Source organism: Streptomyces physcomitrii (assembly GCF_012273655.1).
GTDB classification, from domain to species: domain Bacteria; phylum Actinomycetota; class Actinomycetes; order Streptomycetales; family Streptomycetaceae; genus Streptomyces; species Streptomyces physcomitrii.
The window spans coordinates 237,699-253,639 of the sequence record NZ_JAAWWP010000002.1 but is presented as its reverse complement, the minus strand read 5'-3'; the positions used below and the strand labels follow the sequence as shown (position 1 = coordinate 253,639).

16 protein-coding genes and 1 pseudogene are annotated in these 15,941 nt (G+C 72.6%); 11 read left to right on the top strand and 6 right to left on the bottom strand.

Annotation, left to right across the window (positions count from 1 at the left end):
• The first annotated feature begins 227 nt into the window (after positions 1–227).
• From HFV08_RS04330 to HFV08_RS04300, 7 genes are all read left to right on the top strand, one after another.
• Positions 228–1,808, top strand: coding sequence for an ABC transporter ATP-binding protein (locus HFV08_RS04330; RefSeq protein ID WP_168536541.1), 1,581 nt, complete (start codon positions 228–230; stop codon positions 1,806–1,808).
• Complete coding sequence (locus tag HFV08_RS04325) at positions 1,805–2,932, top strand: ABC transporter permease (protein WP_168536036.1); 1,128 nt, start codon at positions 1,805–1,807, stop codon at positions 2,930–2,932. The genes HFV08_RS04330 and HFV08_RS04325 overlap by 4 nt, the downstream gene beginning before the upstream one ends.
• A gap of 1 nt (position 2,933) precedes the next feature.
• Positions 2,934–4,223 carry an ABC transporter permease gene (locus tag HFV08_RS31345; protein WP_168536034.1) on the top strand — a complete coding sequence of 430 codons (1,290 nt, stop codon included), beginning with the start codon at positions 2,934–2,936 and terminating at the stop codon, positions 4,221–4,223.
• A complete protein-coding gene (locus HFV08_RS31340) occupies positions 4,220–4,627 on the top strand; it encodes a cytidine deaminase (protein WP_168536032.1) in 408 nt (135 codons plus the stop codon). Before HFV08_RS31345 ends, HFV08_RS31340 begins: the two co-directional genes overlap by 4 nt.
• Before the next feature lie 177 nt (positions 4,628–4,804).
• Entirely contained in the window at positions 4,805–6,091 is a 1,287-nt protein-coding gene (locus tag HFV08_RS04310) for a thymidine phosphorylase (RefSeq protein WP_168536030.1), read from the top strand.
• Between the two features lie 159 nt (positions 6,092–6,250).
• Entirely contained in the window at positions 6,251–6,514 is a 264-nt protein-coding gene (locus HFV08_RS04305; RefSeq protein ID WP_168536028.1) for a hypothetical protein, read from the top strand.
• On the top strand, positions 6,511–6,921 hold the full coding sequence (locus HFV08_RS04300) for a type II toxin-antitoxin system VapC family toxin (RefSeq protein ID WP_168536026.1): 411 nt from the start codon (positions 6,511–6,513) through the stop codon (positions 6,919–6,921). The genes HFV08_RS04305 and HFV08_RS04300 overlap by 4 nt, the downstream gene beginning before the upstream one ends.
• 19 nt (positions 6,922–6,940) lie before the next feature.
• On the opposite strand, the gene HFV08_RS04295 is transcribed toward HFV08_RS04300, so the two are convergent.
• The gene (locus HFV08_RS04295; protein WP_168536024.1) at positions 6,941–7,876 is read right to left on the bottom strand and encodes an AEC family transporter; all 936 of its coding nucleotides are present in this window, start codon (positions 7,874–7,876) and stop codon (positions 6,941–6,943) included.
• Positions 7,877–8,037: 161 nt separating this feature from the next.
• On the opposite strand from HFV08_RS04295, the pseudogene HFV08_RS32280 reads away from it, so the two are divergent.
• A pseudogene (locus tag HFV08_RS32280) lies at positions 8,038–8,244 on the top strand (STAS domain-containing protein); the annotation flags it as partial.
• A gap of 39 nt (positions 8,245–8,283) precedes the next feature.
• Here the strand turns inward: HFV08_RS32280 and HFV08_RS04285 are convergent.
• Together HFV08_RS04285 and HFV08_RS04280 are read right to left on the bottom strand one after the other, a co-directional pair.
• A complete protein-coding gene (locus HFV08_RS04285) occupies positions 8,284–9,300 on the bottom strand; it encodes a sigma-70 family RNA polymerase sigma factor (RefSeq protein WP_168536022.1) in 1,017 nt (338 codons plus the stop codon).
• Between the two features lie 265 nt (positions 9,301–9,565).
• Entirely contained in the window at positions 9,566–10,966 is a 1,401-nt protein-coding gene (locus HFV08_RS04280; protein WP_246341491.1) for an MFS transporter, read from the bottom strand.
• Positions 10,967–11,028: 62 nt separating this feature from the next.
• Between HFV08_RS04280 and HFV08_RS04275 the strand changes: the two genes are divergently transcribed.
• A complete protein-coding gene (locus HFV08_RS04275; protein WP_168536020.1) occupies positions 11,029–12,072 on the top strand; it encodes a LysR family transcriptional regulator in 1,044 nt (347 codons plus the stop codon).
• A gap of 224 nt (positions 12,073–12,296) precedes the next feature.
• Here the strand turns inward: HFV08_RS04275 and HFV08_RS04270 are convergent, their stop codons facing one another.
• Positions 12,297–13,076, bottom strand: coding sequence for a dienelactone hydrolase family protein (locus tag HFV08_RS04270; protein ID WP_168536018.1), 780 nt, complete (start codon positions 13,074–13,076; stop codon positions 12,297–12,299).
• Between the two features lie 116 nt (positions 13,077–13,192).
• Here HFV08_RS04270 and HFV08_RS04265 point away from each other — a divergent pair, with 116 nt between their 5' ends.
• Together HFV08_RS04265 and HFV08_RS04260 are read left to right on the top strand one after the other, a co-directional pair.
• The gene (locus tag HFV08_RS04265; RefSeq protein ID WP_168536016.1) at positions 13,193–14,347 is read left to right on the top strand and encodes an adenosine deaminase; all 1,155 of its coding nucleotides are present in this window, start codon (positions 13,193–13,195) and stop codon (positions 14,345–14,347) included.
• Positions 14,348–14,470: 123 nt separating this feature from the next.
• Complete coding sequence (locus HFV08_RS04260) at positions 14,471–14,938, top strand: ATP-binding protein (protein WP_168536014.1); 468 nt, start codon at positions 14,471–14,473, stop codon at positions 14,936–14,938.
• 81 nt (positions 14,939–15,019) lie between these two features.
• Here HFV08_RS04260 and HFV08_RS04255 read toward each other — a convergent pair whose 3' ends face one another.
• Positions 15,020–15,223: a PspC domain-containing protein gene (locus HFV08_RS04255; RefSeq protein ID WP_168536012.1), complete on the bottom strand. Its 204-nt coding sequence runs from the start codon at positions 15,221–15,223 to the stop codon at positions 15,020–15,022.
• A gap of 87 nt (positions 15,224–15,310) precedes the next feature.
• Positions 15,311–15,871: a VanZ family protein gene (locus tag HFV08_RS04250; RefSeq protein ID WP_168536010.1), complete on the bottom strand. Its 561-nt coding sequence runs from the start codon at positions 15,869–15,871 to the stop codon at positions 15,311–15,313.
• Between the last annotated feature and the right edge of the window lie 70 nt (positions 15,872–15,941).

Sequence of the window (15,941 nt, the reverse complement as noted above, 5' to 3'; positions counted from 1 at the left end):
GCCGGCTTTTTCATGTCAACCCCCCCCCCGTGCCCCGGGGGGGGGGGGGCTTGGTGTGCGCCCCGCCCGACGGTGCCGGCACCCGGCTCGGCGAGGGCGGCGCACGCCGACGCGCCGAGCCATAACAATGTGTCAACTCTACGCGGGTAGCGCGGAGTTGCCGCGCTAGCGTCGCCGACGCCAGACCTCCCGTACTCCTCCGCTCCTTCTCCCGAGGAGAGTGCACCATCAAAGCGTCCGAGCCCGAAGTCAGTACCCCGGCCGTCGAACTGAGCGGCATCACCAAGCGCTTCCCCGGCGTGGTCGCCAACCGCGACATCGACATCACCGTCCACCGGGGCACCGTGCACGCCCTCTGCGGTGAGAACGGCGCCGGGAAGTCCACCCTGATGAAGATCCTCTACGGCATGCAGAAGCCGGACGAGGGCACCATCACGGTCGACGGCGAGCAGGTCTCCTTCGCCACCCCGGCCGACGCCATCGCGCGCGGCATCGGCATGGTCCACCAGCACTTCATGCTGGCCGACAATCTGACGGTCCTGGAGAACACCGTCCTCGGCGCGGAGAGACTGCACGGCATCGGGGCCAAGGCCCGCCGCAGAATCGAGGAGATCTCCGGGGCGTACGGGCTGAACATCCGCCCGGACGCCCACGTCGAGGAACTCGGCGTCGCCGACCGGCAGCGCGTGGAGATCCTCAAGGTGCTCTACCGCGGCGCCCGCACGCTGATCCTCGACGAGCCCACCGCGGTCCTCGTCCCGCAGGAGGTGGACGCGCTCTTCGACAACCTGCGGGAGCTCAAGTCCGAGGGCCTGACGGTCATCTTCATCTCGCACAAGCTCGGCGAGGTGCTCTCCGTCGCCGACGAGATCACCGTCATCCGGCGCGGCACCACGGTCGGCACCGCCGACCCCCGCTCCACCACCGCCAAGCAGCTCGCGGAGCTGATGGTCGGCAGCGAGCTGCCCTCGCCGGAGACCGAGGAGTCCACGGTCACCGACCGCCCGATGCTCACCGTCGACGGCCTGCGCCTGACCCAGACCGACCTCGACGGCGTCGAGCGCGTCATCCTCGACGACATCTCCTTCACCATCCACCAGGGCGAGGTCCTCGGCATCGCCGGAGTGGAGGGCAACGGCCAGTCCGAGCTGGTCGAGGCCGTCATGGGCATGCGCGACCCGGGCAGCGGACGCATCCGCCTGGACAAGGACGACATCACCCATGTCGCCACCCGCAGGCGCCGCGAGGAGGGCATCGGCTACATCCCCGAGGACCGCCACCGGCACGGTCTGCTCCTGGAGGCACCGCTCTGGGAGAACCGCATCCTCGGCCATGTCACCGAACGCCCCAACAGCAAGGGCGGGCTGCTCGACCTCCGCGCCGCCCGCGCCGACACCGCGCGCATCGTCGCCGCCTACGACGTACGCACCCCCGGCATCGAGGTCACCGCGGCCTCGCTGTCCGGTGGCAACCAGCAGAAGCTGATCGTCGGCCGGGAGATGAGCCACCGGCCCAAGCTGCTCATCGCCGCGCACCCGACCCGCGGCGTGGACGTCGGCGCGCAGGCGCAGATCTGGGACCAGATCCGCGAGGCCCGTCGCGAGGGCCTCGCCGTCCTGCTGATCTCCGCCGACCTCGACGAGCTGATCGGCCTGTCCGACACGCTGCGGGTGATGTACCGCGGCCGGCTCGTCGCCGACGCCGACCCCACGACCATCACCCCCGAGGAGCTCGGCTCCGCCATGACGGGTGCCGCCGCCGGCCACCTGGAGCACGTGGACGACTCGCCGGAGGACGAGGCCCGATGAAGAAGTACACCTCCCGCTTCGACAAGGAGCGGCTGTTCCTCGGAATCGCCGCCCCGCTGCTCGCGATCGTCGCCGCGCTCGTGGTCACCGCCCTGGTGATCCTCGCGACCGGCAAGAATCCCGGGCCCGCCTTCAACGACATGCTGACCTACGGCACCGCAAGCGACAGCCAGGTCTACATCCTCAACAAGGCGACCACGTACTACCTCGCGGGCGTCGCGGTGGCCATCGGCTTCCGGATGAACCTGTTCAACATCGGGGTGGACGGCCAGTACCGCCTCGCGGCCTTCATCGCCGCGGCGCTCGGCGGGGCGCTCACCCTGCCCGGCATCGTCTCCATCCCGCTGATCATCCTCTGCGCGATGGCGGTCGGCGCGCTCTGGGCGGCCATCGCGGGCGTGCTCAAGGTGACCCGCGGGGTCAGCGAGGTCATCTCGACCATCATGCTGAACTCCATCGCCACCGCGGTCATCGCCTACCTGCTCCAGCCCGGCCGCCTCGGCGAGCTGGACCGCGCGGGCACCAAGGTCTCCACCGAACCGCTGCCCTCCGGCTCGCAGTTCTTCGTCTTCGACACCGGTGCGGCCGGTGAGCTGTGGGGCTTCATCGTCGTCTCGGCCGTCGTCGGCGTCCTGTACTGGTTCGTCCTCGGCCGCACCCGCTTCGGCTTCGACCTCCGTACGGTCGGCATGTCCGAGTCGGCCGCCTCCGCCAGCGGTGTCGGCGTCAAGAAGATGATCGCGACCAGCATGATCCTCTCCGGCGCGGTCGCGGGCCTGATCGGCATGCCGACCCTGCTCAACGACAGCCACGAGTTCAGCAACGACTTCCCCGGCGGCATCGGCTTCACCGGTATCGCCATCGCGCTGCTCGGCCGCAACCACCCCATCGGCATCGCCCTCGGCGCCATGCTCTGGGGCTTCCTGGAGCGCACCACCAACCACCTCGAATTCCAGGGCTACGACAAGGAGATCCTCGGCGTGATCCAGGGCGTCATCGTCCTGTGCGTCGTCATCGCCTACGAGGTCGTACGCCGCTACGGCATCAAGCGGCAGCAGCAGCGCGTGGGTGCCGAACTCGCCGCCCAGGCCGCCGGCCCCGTCAAGAAGCAGGAGGTGGCGTGAGATGACCGCCACGATGACCGACGTCCCGCCTCCCGCGGCTCCCAAGGTCAAGGGAAGCGGCGGCCCGCGCTCGCGCAGCACGCTCACCCGTGCCCTGCTCTACACCTTCTTCGGACTGCTGCTGCTCTCCCTGGTCCGGGTGATCACCGACGCGGACCAGCTCACCTCCGCCGGGCAGATCGCCGCCTCGCTCGGCCTCGCGGTGCCCATCGGCCTCGCGGCGCTCGCCGGACTCTGGTCCGAGCGGGCCGGGGTCATCAACATCGGCCTCGAAGGCATGATGATCCTCGGCACCTTCGGCGCCGGCTGGCTCGGCTGGCAGACCAGCCCCTGGCTCGGCCTGCTCTGCGGTGTCGGCTTCGGTGTGATCGGCGGGCTGATCCACGGCCTGGCCACCATCACCTTCGGCGTCGACCACATCGTCTCCGGTGTGGCCGTCAACCTCCTCGCCCTGGGCGCCACCCAGTACCTCGCGAAGATCTTCTTCGCCGGGGGCGAGGCGCAGGCCAAGGGCGGCAACCCCAAGCAGTCGCCGTCCTCCGAGGCGCTTCCCGACTTCAGCGTGGCCGGGATCTCCGACGGGCTCAGCTCGATCGAGAAGCACCACTGGTTCTTCGTCTCCGACCTCGCCGGGATCCTCGGCGGCCTGGTCACCCACCTGTCCGTGGTGACGATCATCGCGGCGCTGCTCGTGGTCGCCACCTGGTGGGTGCTCTGGCGGACCTCCTTCGGCCTCCGGCTGCGCTCCTGCGGCGAGAACCCGATCGCCGCCGAGTCGCTCGGCGTCAACGTCTACACCTACAAGTACGCGGCCGTGGCGATCTCCGGCGGCCTCGCGGGCCTCGGCGGCGCCTTCCTCGCCCTGGTGACCTCGCACATCTACCTGGAGGGCCAGACCGGCGGCCGCGGCTACATCGGCCTCGCCGCCATGATCTTCGGCAACTGGCGGCCGGGCGGACTCGCCATGGGCGCGGGCCTGTTCGGCTTCTCCGACGCCCTCCAACTGCGCAACGGCGGCACCGTCGTGCACGCCCTGCTGCTCCTGCTGTTCATCCTGCTCCTGCTGCTCGCGGCCTGGAAGGGCTACCGCAAGGCCTGGCTCCAGTCCGGACTCTCGGCGCTCACTGCCGCCGCCGTCCTGGTCTGGTACCTGACCACCGACGAGGTGCCGAGCGACTTCGTCGGCGCCACCCCGTACTTCGTGACGCTGCTGGTGCTCTCGCTGTCCGCGCAGCGGCTGCGGATGCCACGGGCCAACGGCATGCGCTACCACAAGGGGCAGGGCAAGTGACCGCCTCCCCGGGGGCCGCCGAGGCGGACTGGGAGGCACTGCGGGAGGCGGCGCGCGAGGCGATGTCCCATGCCTACGCGCCGTACTCCGGCTTCCCGGTCGGTGCCGCCGCGCGCGTCACGGACGGCAGGGTCGTGGTCGGCTGCAACGTCGAGAACGCCTCGTACGGGCTCGGGCTCTGCGCGGAGTGCGGCCTCATCGCCCAGCTGCGGCTGACCGGCGGCGGGCGGCTGACCCACTTCACCTGCGTGGACGGGCGAGGGGCGGTGCTGATGCCGTGCGGCCGCTGCCGTCAGCTCCTCTTCGAGTTCGGCGGCCCCGAGCTCCTCCTGGAGACCGCCTCCGGAATCCGCTCCCTGGCCGAGATGCTGCCGGACGCCTTCGGCCCGGACCAGCTCGACTGACCCCGCCTGCCGGTCGGGCCGGCCTGGCTCGGCCGACCGGCCCGGCCGGGGCGGCTCCGACTCACCCGGCCCGGCGGCCGGTCAGGACCGCCGCGCCCCGCCCGGCCCGCCTCGCCCCACCGGCACAGGCGGGCCCCGCACTTCCCGCACGCACCACTCACCGAGGACAGACAGACCATGGACGTCATCTCCGTCATCCGCACCAAGCGCGACCGCGGCGCCCTCACCGACGAGCAGATCGACTGGGTCATCGACGCCTACACCCGGGGCGCGGTCGCCGACGAGCAGATGTCGGCGCTCGCCATGGCGATCCTGCTCAACGGCATGGACCGCCGGGAGATCGCCCGCTGGACCGCCGCGATGATCGCCTCCGGCGAGCGCATGGACTTCTCCCCGGCCTCCGGCATCACCCGCCCCACCGCCGACAAGCATTCCACGGGCGGGGTCGGCGACAAGATCACCCTGCCGCTCGCCCCGCTGGTCGCCGCCTGCGGCGCGGCCGTGCCGCAGCTCTCCGGCCGCGGCCTCGGCCACACCGGCGGCACCCTCGACAAGCTGGAGTCCATCCCCGGCTGGCGGGCCGCGCTCTCCAACGAGGAGATGCTCTCCGTCCTCGGCTCCACCGGCGCGGTCATCTGCGCGGCAGGCGACGGCCTCGCCCCGGCCGACAAGAAGCTGTACGCGCTGCGCGATGTCACCGGCACCGTGGAGGCCATCCCGCTCATCGCCTCCTCGATCATGTCGAAGAAGATCGCCGAGGGCACCGGCTCCCTGGTCCTCGACGTGAAGGTCGGCACCGGCGCCTTCATGAAGACCCTGGAGGACGCCCGCGAACTCGCCGCCACCATGGTCGGCCTCGGCACCGACCACGGCGTGCGCACCGTCGCCCTGCTCACCGACATGTCCACCCCGCTCGGCCTGACCGCGGGCAACGCCCTCGAAGTACGCGAGTCCGTCGAGGTCCTCGCCGGCGGCGGCCCGGCCGACGTGGTCGAACTGACCCTCGCCCTCGCCCGCGAGATGCTCGACGCCGCCGGACTCCCGGACACCGACCCCGCGCGCGCCCTCGCCGACGGCTCCGCCATGGACGTCTGGCGCCGGATGATCTCCGCTCAGGGCGGCGACCCGGACGCCCCGCTCCCCACCGCCCGCGAACAGCATGTCGTCACCGCCCCCGCCACCGGGGTCCTCACCCGCCTCGACGCCTACGGCATCGGCGTCGCCGCCTGGCGCCTCGGCGCCGGCCGCGCCCGCAAGGAGGACCCGGTGCAGTCCGGCGCGGGCATCGAACTCCACGCCAAGCCCGGCGCCCGCGTCACCGCGGGCCAGCCCCTCCTGACCCTCCACACGGACACCCCCGAACGCTTCCCCTACGGCCTCGAAGCCCTGACCGGCGCGTACGACATCGAGCCGGACGGCACCGCCTTCACGGCGCGGGGGATCGTGCGGGAGCGGGTGGCCTGAGGGGCGCAGTCCAGGAGGGAGAGGCCGCCGACCGGACATCCGTCGGAGACGGGAGCGGAACGCCCTCGCCCGACGAGCGGGACGTACCGGCCTTTCCTGCCGTTCGTGCCCCTCCGCCGTCCTCGGACCGATCGCGTGGGAGACGTCTAGACTGGCGCCATGAGCATTGCTCACGACCACTATCCAGAGCTGCACCGGCTCATCGACCAACTGCGGCCCGATCAGGCCGAAGCGGTTCGTTCCGTCGTGCTCCACCTGGTGGTGGACAACACCGAGACCACCGGGACCACCGAGAACACGGTCGAGGAGCCTCCGGCGCGTCGGCGGCGACTGTCCTTCGCGGGCTCCCTCGAAGCGGAGCCCGACCTGGCCACGCGGTCGTCCGAGATCCTGCGTGAAGGACTGGGCGGCACCGGTCGGTGATCATCTGCGACACGGGCCCGATCGTCGCCGCCTTCAACGCCAAGGACGACCGTCACGCCGACTGCCTCCGGGTGCTCGAAACACATCCCGGGCCCCTGCTCGTCCCGGGACCGATTCTGACCGAGGTCTGCTATCTCCTGGAGACCCGGGCCGGCACGCGTGCGGAGGGGCAGTTCCTCCGTGCGCTGGAGACCGAGGAACTCAGTCTCGTGGCGCTGACCTCACAGGACCTCTCGCGCATGGTGGAGTTGGTCGAGCAGTACGAGGACCTGCCGCTCGGCGCGGCTGATGCCTCTGTCGTCGCTGTCGCGGAACGCCTCGGCGTCCACGAGGTCGCGACCATCGACCACCGGCACTTCAGGGTGATCCGCCCTCGCCACTGCCCCGCGCTGACGCTCCTGCCCTGAGCGGGCCTCAGCCCATCCCTCACCCCAGCACCGCCGCCACCCCCACCATCACCGGGGCCGAGGCCAGGGTGGAGAGCAGGATCGACTCCCGGGCCAGGCGTTCGCCTACCTGGTAGCGGGAGGCGTAGGTGAACATGTTCTGGGCGGCGGGCAGGGCGGCGACCACCACGACCTGGAGCAGCGGTTCGCCGTCGAGGCCGAAGACCTCGGCGGCCAGGAACCAGGCGAGCAGGGGCTGGCCCACCGACTTCAGGGCGGTGGAGAGCAGCACCGGGAGGCGGTCGGGGCCGGGGCCGCCGGGGAGGCTGCTGCCGCAGAGCGAGATGCCGAGGGCGAGCAGGACGGCGGGGATGGACATGTTCCCGATCAGGGCCACCGGGTCGCCGAGCGGTCCCGGCACCGACCAGCCGGTGGCGGCCACCGTGACCCCGGCGAGCGAACTGAGCGCGAGCGGATTGCGCAGCGGGGTGGTCAGCCGCTTCCACAGCGGGTCCTTGCCGCCGGAGCCGGACTCCGCTCCCGACAGATCGAGCACGGTCAGGGCGAGCGGGGTGACCAGGATCTGCTGGAAGAGGAGGACCGGCGCGATCAGGGAGGCGTCGCCGAGGACGTAGGCGGCGATCGGGATGCCGAGGTTGCCCGCGTTGAGGTAGCTGGAGCAGAGGGCGCCGATGGTGGTGCGGCCCACTCCCCACCCGCGCAGGGCGCCCACCGCGACGAAGGCCCCGGCGGTGGCGGCCGTGCACAGGGCGGTGATCAGCAGGCGCCCGGAGAGGATCACCGAGAGGTCGGCCCGGGAGAGCGTGGTGAACAGCAGGGCCGGGGTGGCGACATGGAAGGCGAGGCGGGTCAGTACCTCGGGGCCGTTCTCGCCGAGGTGGCCGCGGCGTCCGATGAGGTAGCCGACGGCGATCACCACGGCGATCACCGCGAAGCCGCTCAGTACGCCCTGCACCGCGCCCCCTGTCCGCTGCCGTCACGGGAAGGGGGCGGGGGTATCGGCGTACACGGCATGGCGACAGCCTCCTCGGCGGGACTCGCCCGGGTCAATGTGATCTTCGCCGGGGCGGGCGGGAGTGCCGATGAGTTCCGTACGCGGGCGGGGTCTACCGGGGCGTGGATGCGAGGACACCGGAGGTGCTGGTCCTGCGCGGCGAGGTGGGCCGGGCGGAGCTGGCGCGGCTCTGCGCCGAGGTGCGGCTGCGGCTCGCCGCGGGCGCGGGCGGGGTGGTGGTCTGCGATGTCGCCCGGTTCGAGGCCTGCGGGGTGGGGGCCGTGGACGTACTGGCGCGGCTTCAGCTCACCGCGCGGCGGGCCGGGGGGCGGATCAGCCTGCGCGGACCCGCCCCGGGGCTGCGGGCGCTACTGGAGCTGACCGGACTGCTCGGCGGCCGCGGTATCGGCTTCGAGCCGGGTGGGCAGCCCGAAGAGCGGGAACCAACGGGCGGTGTCCAGGAAGGAGTTGAGCCCGGTGATCCGGCCCCCTGAGATCTCGATGACCTGGAGCGCCCAGGCCTCGTGACCGCTGCCGCTCCCGCTCGGGCGGTACTGGCCGAAGGCGGGGGTGCCGTTGGCCACGGTCGCCACCAGGCGGGAGTCGCGGCAGCCGGAGCCCACGCCCAGCATCCAGGCCTGGATCTCGGCGTGCCCCTGGAGCCACAGGTCGTAGGGCGGCATGGACAGGACCGCGTCCTCGTGGAGGAGGGCGGTCAGCTCCTTCATGTCGTAGCCCTCGAAGGCGCGGACGTACCGCTCCAGGAGCTTCTGCTGGTCCTCGTCCATCGGGTCGGCGGCGTCGCTGTCCTTGACGCCGGTGGCGGCGAGGGTGGCGCGGGCGCGCTGCAGGGCGCTATTGACCGAGGCGACGGAGGTCTCCAGGAGCTCCGCGCACTCGGCGGCCCGCCAGGCGAGCACCTCGCGCAGGATCAGCACGGCGCGCTGCTTGGGCGGCAGGTGCTGGAGGGCGGCGACGAAGGCGAGGCGCACCGACTCGCGGGCGACGGCCGCCTCCGCGGGATCGGCGGTGCCGCCGGGCAGCACCCGGCCGTCCGGGACGGGCTCCAGCCAGGTCGGCTCGGAGCGCTCCTTGAGGACGGCGGTGGCCGCGGTCTGCGGGGCGGTGAGGTCCATCGGGCGGGCCCGGCGGTTGCCCGCGTTCAGCATGTCCAGGCAGACATTGGTGGCGATGCGGTAGAGCCAGGAGCGCAGGGAGGAGCGGCCCTCGAAGCGGTCGAAGCTGCGCCAGGCGCGCACCATGGTGTCCTGCACCGCGTCCTCGGCCTCGAAGGAGGAGCCCAGCATGCGGTAGCAGTAGCCCGTCAGCTCGACCCGGTACTCCTCAAGGCGGAGGTCGAGATCGCTCGTCGCCGTCTGTGTCATCACCCACACACCCCTGGTGGCCCGGCCGCCACCCGAGCGGCGGCGGCACACTCACGGAAGCTAGCGGACCCCACTGACAATGGCCCCTGCAACGGCCCTCGGGTGGAGAAATCCCTTCATGCGAGGCTTCCTGCCCCGATGGTCCCGCTCCGCGCGGCGCGGGGCGAGTCCTCGGGACGCAGGGTCCGCGGCGGGGGACGCACGGTGAGCGGGACGGCTCGCCGGTACGGGAGTCCGGGCCCGTACGGACGAGGCCGCCCGGGGCTCAGGCCCCGTCCGCCGCGAGGCGTTCGGCGCGGGCCGCGCGGGTACCGAGCAGGGTGAGCGTGACCACGCCGAGCAGGGCGAGGAGTCCGAAGCCGACGGTGCCGGGCCAGCCGCCCGCGCGGAAGGCGACGGCGCCGAGGGTGCTGCCCGCGCTGGAGCCGATGTAGTACGCGGAGGTGTACAGCGCCGAGGCCTGCGCGCGCCCGTGCACGGCGGTCCTGCTCACCGCGGAGGAGGCCACCGCGTGGCCGGTGAAGAAGCCGGCCGTGATGAGCACCAGGCCGAGCAGCACCAGCGGCAGCGAGGGCGCGAGGGTCAGCAGCAGGCCCCCGGCTGCCGTACCGCCGCCCAGGTAGAGGGCGCCGCGCCGCCCGAGGCGGTCCACCAGGCGTCCGGCGGCGGCCGAGGCCCCGGTGCCGACCAGGTAGATCAGGAAGACCGAGCCGACCAGGCCCTGCGGGAGCGAGAAGGGCGCCTCGCTGAGCCGGTAGCCGATCACCGTGTAGCTCGCGCCGAAGACCGCCATGAACAGCGCGCCGATCGCGTACAGCCGCCGCAGCAGCGGGTCGCCCAGGTGCCCGCGGACGGTGCGGGCCAGCGCGCGGGCGGCGAGCGGGGCCGGGGTGAAGTGGCGCGGGGCGGGGAGCAGGGCGCGGAAGGCCAGGGCGCAGAGGACGGCGAGGGCGCCGATCACGCCGACCGCCACCCGCCAGCCCCACAGCTGCGCCGCCCAGCCGCCGACCACCCGGCCGCTCATGCCGCCGATGCTGTTGCCCGCGACGAAGAGCCCGATCGCCGCCACCAAGGCCCGCGGCCTGACCTCCTCGGCGAGGTAGGCTATCGCCGTCGCGGGCAGACCGGCGAGGGCCGCGCCCTGTACGGCCCGCAGCGCGACCAGGGCGCCGAGGCTCGGCGCGAAGGGCACCAGGAGACCGACGGCGACCGCGACCGCCAGCGAGCCGGTCATCAGGGTCCGCCGCCCGTACCGCTCGGAGAGCGCGCTCAGCGGCAGTACGCACAGCGCGAGGGCGCCGGTGGCCGCCGAGACCGACCAGCTCGCGGCGGACTCGGTGACGCCGAAGTCCGCGGAGATCAGCGGCAGCAGGGCCTGGGTGGTGTAGAGCAGGGCGAAGGTCGCGATGCCCGCGAGGAACAGGGCGAGGCTCATCCGGCGGTAGCCGGGGCCGCCCGGGGTGAGGCGGTCTGCTTCCTCGGCGGACTCGGCGGACTCGGCGGACTCGGCGGACTCGGTGGTCTCGGCGATCTCGGGGCTCCCGGCGGACTCGGTGGCCGCGTCCGCCCCGGCGCTCCCGGGACCGGTGCGGGCGGGAGCGGTCGTGGCGGCGGGGGCGAGGGCGTCCGGGGCGGTGCCGGGCGCCCGGCTACTGGCGGGGAGCATGCCTCGAACCTAGGCAGCCCGGGCTCATGCGTCCAATGCGGGAAAACCAGATAATCGATGCCATGGAGCATGAGCAGAGGTCAGCCCGGCGCGAGGGCGCGCACAGCCGCCGGAAAGAGCGCGCGGATCCCGGCCCCGGAAACGGCGGGGAGGCCGCCGCCCCCGAGGCCCCGCCCGGCACTGCCGTCGCCCTGGACCCGCGGTCCTGGCCGGCGCTGCTCGCCCCGCGCCTCGCGCAGTTCGCCGCGGTGGCGCGGACCGAGCATGTCACCCGGGCCGCCGAGGAGTTGGGGATGCCGCAGTCCACGCTCTCCCGGGCGCTGGCCCGGCTGGAGGCGGACCTCGGGATCGCCCTCTTCGCGCGCCGGGGCCGCGCCCTCGGCCTGACCGTCGCGGGCCGCGCCTTCCTCGGCTCCGTGGAGCGCGCCCTCGGCGAGGTCGAGCGGGCCGCCGAGGAGGTGCGCGCGGACGCCGACCCCGCCGCGGGGAAGGTCGCCTTCGGCTTCCTGCACACCATGGGTCCCGAGACGGTCCCCGGGCTACTGCGCGCCTTCCGCGCCGAGCATCCGCGGGTCCGCTTCAGCCTGGTGCAGACCTACGGGGAGGCGATGATCGAGCGGCTGCGCGCGGGCGAACTCGACCTCTGTCTGACCGCGCCCGTACCGGCCGCCCCCGATCTGGTCGCCCGCCGCCTCGACGAGCAGCGGCTCTTCCTCGTCGTGCCGGAGGACCACCGCCTCGCCGGGCGCCGCCGGGTCCGGCTCGCGGAGGCCGCCGAGGAGACCTTCGTGACCCTGGAGCCCGGCTACGGGCTGCGCCGGATCACCGACGAGCTGTGCGGGCAGGCCGGTTTCCGGCCCCGGGTGGCCTTCGAGGGCGAGGAGACGGAGACCCTGCGCGGACTGGTGGCGGCCGGGCTCGGGGTCGCCCTGCTGCCGCCACCGGCCTTTCCCCGCCCGGGACTTGCCGACCTGGCGGTGACCGCTCCGCGGGCCGTACGGGAGATCGGCGTCGCCTGGCTGGACGGCCACCCGGACACCCCGCCGGTGGCCGCCTTCAAACGCTTCCTGCTCTCGCGGCGGGGGCGGCTGCTGCCGCGGTCCTGAGCAGGCGTCAGTTCACCTACGGATACGAGTGGTTGCCGCCGAGCAGGGGATGGCGGGGCTCAACTTCCGCCCGGACAAGGGGCGTACGCTCACGCGATCCGGACAGGTGGTCGCCGCCATGCCAGGGGCAGCGGAACTCAACTGCCGTCCGGACAGGGGGCGTACGCTCACCCGTCCCACAAGTCGACGTGCCTACCGGCCACTTCGGGTTCTGCGCGCCCCGCTCACTTCCGCCGGGCCTTGTCGAGGGACTTCCCGAAGCCCGCCGCGAGCGGCATCCGCAGGCCGAGCGGCGGCGGGGCGGCCAGGGCGTCCTGGACGGGACGGGAGAAGGCGTGGCCGAAGAGGGTGCCGAGGACGAAGTCGGCTGCCAGGGCGAAGACTTCGCTGCGGTGCTGGGCCAGCCGGTGGCCGTCGGAGTGGACCTCGAAGCGGGCGATGTCGCGGTGGGCCTTCTTGGCGCGGGCCGCGAGGCGGAAGGAGAGTTCGGGGTCGGTGCGCTCGTCGTTGGTGCCGTGCACGATCAGGACCGTGCGGCCGTGCAGCTGCTTCACCGGCTCGGGGGCGGCGGCGACATCGTCCTCGGGGAGCCAAGGGGCCAGCGCGAACACGGAGTTGACCGCCGGGTGGCCGCTCGCGTGCAGTGCGGCCCGGGCGCCCATGTCCACCCCGGCCAGGCAGACGGGGACGTCTCCGTAGCGGCGGCGTACCTCCTCGGCCGCCCAGTGCGCGTCCTGGGAGAGGTCGGCCTCACGGCCGTTCCAGCCGCGGTTGCGGTAGTGGACCAGATGCGCGGCGAGCCCCTCGGTGCGGCCGGCCCGCGCCAGATGCCGTCCCATGCCGCGCATCCCGGAGGTGCGCAGCGGCGAGGGTTTTCGTGCGGAGACCGCCTCGCCGCCCGGCAGCAGCAGCACCACGCCGCTCACGGTGGAGGGCTCGGTTCCGATCGGAGCCGAGAGCCGCGCCGCACGGGCCGCCGTCGCTTGTGACTTGACTGAACCCATGGCAGAACAGTGTCAGAAGCGCCGCACCGCGCCACCCCTCTTGGCGATCACTGTTACGTATCGGCCGGAAAGCGCCCCCGGGAGTGATCTACGCGCGTAGGCGTTAGAGTGCGCAGATGACGAGCCAGACTTTCGCCGGACCGGGAGCCGAGCAGATCCGCCGCGCCCCGAAGGTACTGCTGCACGACCACCTCGACGGGGGCCTGCGCCCCGGGACGGTCGCCGAACTCGCCCGGGAGACGGGCTACACCGGCCTGCCGGAGACCGACGCCGACAAACTCGGCCTCTGGTTCCGCGAGGCCGCCGACTCCGGCTCCCTGGAGCGGTACCTGGAGACCTTCGCCCACACCTGCGCCGTCATGCAGACCAAGGACGCCCTGCGCCGGGTCGCCGCCGAGTGCGCCGAGGACCTGGCCGAGGACGGGGTGGTCTACGCGGAGGTGCGCTACGCCCCCGAGCAGCACCTGGAGCAGGGGCTCAGCCTCGAAGAGGTCGTCGAGGCGGTCAACGAGGGCTTCCGGGAGGGCGAGCGGATCGCCCGCGAGAACGGCCACCGCATCCGGGTCGGCGCCCTGCTCACCGCGATGCGGCACGCGGCCCGCGCCCTGGAGATCGCCGAACTCGCCAACCGCTACCGGGACTCGGGCGTCGTCGGCTTCGACATCGCGGGCGCCGAGGCGGGCTACCCGCCCACCCGGCACCTGGACGCCTTCGAGTACCTCAAGCGCGAGAACAACCACTTCACCATCCACGCGGGCGAGGCCTTCGGGCTGCCCTCGATCTGGCAGGCGCTCCAGTGGTGCGGCGCGGACCGGCTCGGGCACGGGGTGCGGATCATCGACGACATCGAGGTCGCCGAGGACGGCACGGTGCGCCTCGGGCGGCTCGCCTCGTACGTACGGGACAAGCGGATCCCGCTGGAGCTGTGCCCGACCTCCAATCTGCAGACCGGCGCCGCGGACTCCTACGCCGCGCATCCGATCGGGCTGCTGCGCAAGCTGCACTTCCGGGCCACGGTCAACACCGACAACCGGCTGATGAGCGGCACCAGCATGAGCCGGGAGTTCGAGCACCTGGTCGGCACCTTCGGCTACACGCTCGACGACATGCAGTGGTTCACCGTCAATGCGATGAAATCAGCATTCATTCCTTTCGATGAACGACTGGCGATGATCAATGACGTGATCAAGCCTGGATACGCAGAACTCAAGTCCGAGTGGCTGTTCCGTCAGACCGCTGTGACCAGGGGTTCTGACCTCGAAGAGGGCTGATTCCGATAAACCGATCGCGGCCGGTGATTCGTTTCTTCGGCCGCGATTCGGTGTTTGCGGCCGGGTAATCGCCTCGATACGTTCTTGGACCGCTCGATTCCCCGTCGCAAGGACCCACTGAACATGAAGCAGTCTGCAGTCAAGACCCTCGGTGTCGCCGCGCTCGGCGCCGCATTCGCCGCCGTCGGCGCGGGTGCCGCCTCCGCAGCCCCGGCCACCCCGGACGCCCTCGGCACGGTCACCGGCGCGCTCGACTCCGCCGAGGCGCCCAAGACCCTCCCCGCGGCCGACGGCGTCAACAAGGTCCTCGGCGTGCCGGAGCAGGTCGCGGACGGCGTGGACTCGGCGGCCCCCGTGGAGCAGATCACCGGAGGCCTGGAGTCGACCACCGCCATGGCCGCACGGGCCCAGGAGGCCCAGCGGGCGGGCCAGGGCCAGCAGGGCCGGCAGGACCAGCAGCGGGAGAGCGGCTCGCTGCTGCCCACCGGGGACTCCAGCCCGGTCGGCGGACTCCTCGGCGGGCTCCCGCTCGGCGGCGCGAGCTCCCCGGTCGGCGGCCTGCTCGGCGGCGGTCTGCCGCTGGGCGGCTGAGTCAGGAAGCGGCGAGGGGTTCCCGGCGGTGCCGGGAACCCCTCGGGTGCCTGTGTACCGTGCCGGTACGCGGGCCCCGGCTCACCAGGCTTCGCGGTGCGCCTTGCCCTCGCCCGGCAGGAAGATCCACAGGGCGAGGTAGAGCAGGAACTGCGGTCCGGGCAGCAGACACGAGACGAGGAAGATCACTCGCATCGTGGTGGCGGAGGTGCCGAAGCGCTTCGCCAGCGCCGCGCAGACTCCGCCGATCATCCGGCCGTGGGTGGGGCGGACAAGGGCAGACATACCGGGCTCCTTCGCGTGCCGTCTTCGCGCCGCTCACCGGCGCCGGGGGCCGGTCCCTGATGACCGGCTTCCTCTTCGAGGCTACGTTCAGGGCCGCCGCAGGGCGTCGCCCCAGGGAGCGAACTCGACCCTGGCAATCGTCGGGGTCGGACCCTGAGAACCCGCCCCGGTGCCGTCCGCCCCGCTCCGGCGGCGCAGCCGGGCCCGCGCCCAGGGCACCACGGCCAGGTGCGTGACGATCACCCCGAGGGTGTTGAGCAGCAGCGAGTCGACGTCGACGACCTGACCGGGGATGTAGGTCTGCAGCAGGCCGATCCACATGGAGACGACGACTCCGGTGGCGGTGGTCCGCATCAGCGAGAAGAAGGGCGAGGCGTTCACCCGCCCGGCGATCAGCGGCAGCAGGAAGCCGAGCGGCGCCAGCATGAACAGGTCCTTGCCGACCCGGCGGAGCCCCGGCCACCAGCCCTGCGCGAAGTCCGCGCGGATCCCGGCCAGCGGGTGCAGATTGGGCGCGCTCACCCAGGCGACCTCCACCGGCCGCAGGGTGAGCCAGGCGACGACGAGCAGATGCGCGACCAGGAGGACGACTCCCGCCGCACGAAGTGGTACCGCGACGATTCCGCCGCCCGAGCCTTGACGCTGCACGACCTCAAGGACGAGAGACCGGGGCCGATCGGTTCCCGCTCCTGACGCCCGAGTCAACAGGGCGCGCGGG

Excerpts from the sequence above, each read along its gene's own strand:
- HFV08_RS31345 (WP_168536034.1), top strand. The coding sequence starts at position 2,934 with ATGACCGCCACGATGACCGACGTCCCGCCTCCCGCGGCTCCCAAGGTC.
- HFV08_RS04310 (WP_168536030.1), top strand. The coding sequence starts at position 4,805 with ATGGACGTCATCTCCGTCATCCGCACCAAGCGCGACCGCGGCGCCCTC.
- HFV08_RS04325 (WP_168536036.1), top strand. The coding sequence starts at position 1,805 with ATGAAGAAGTACACCTCCCGCTTCGACAAGGAGCGGCTGTTCCTCGGA.
- HFV08_RS04255 (WP_168536012.1), bottom strand. The coding sequence starts at position 15,223 with ATGTCTGCCCTTGTCCGCCCCACCCACGGCCGGATGATCGGCGGAGTC.
- HFV08_RS04305 (WP_168536028.1), top strand. The coding sequence starts at position 6,251 with ATGAGCATTGCTCACGACCACTATCCAGAGCTGCACCGGCTCATCGAC.
- HFV08_RS04260 (WP_168536014.1), top strand. The coding sequence starts at position 14,471 with ATGAAGCAGTCTGCAGTCAAGACCCTCGGTGTCGCCGCGCTCGGCGCC.
- HFV08_RS04270 (WP_168536018.1), bottom strand. The coding sequence starts at position 13,076 with ATGGGTTCAGTCAAGTCACAAGCGACGGCGGCCCGTGCGGCGCGGCTC.
- HFV08_RS04285 (WP_168536022.1), bottom strand. The coding sequence starts at position 9,300 with ATGACACAGACGGCGACGAGCGATCTCGACCTCCGCCTTGAGGAGTAC.
- HFV08_RS04275 (WP_168536020.1), top strand. The coding sequence starts at position 11,029 with ATGGAGCATGAGCAGAGGTCAGCCCGGCGCGAGGGCGCGCACAGCCGC.
- HFV08_RS04280 (WP_246341491.1), bottom strand. The coding sequence starts at position 10,966 with ATGCTCCCCGCCAGTAGCCGGGCGCCCGGCACCGCCCCGGACGCCCTC.
- HFV08_RS04265 (WP_168536016.1), top strand. The coding sequence starts at position 13,193 with ATGACGAGCCAGACTTTCGCCGGACCGGGAGCCGAGCAGATCCGCCGC.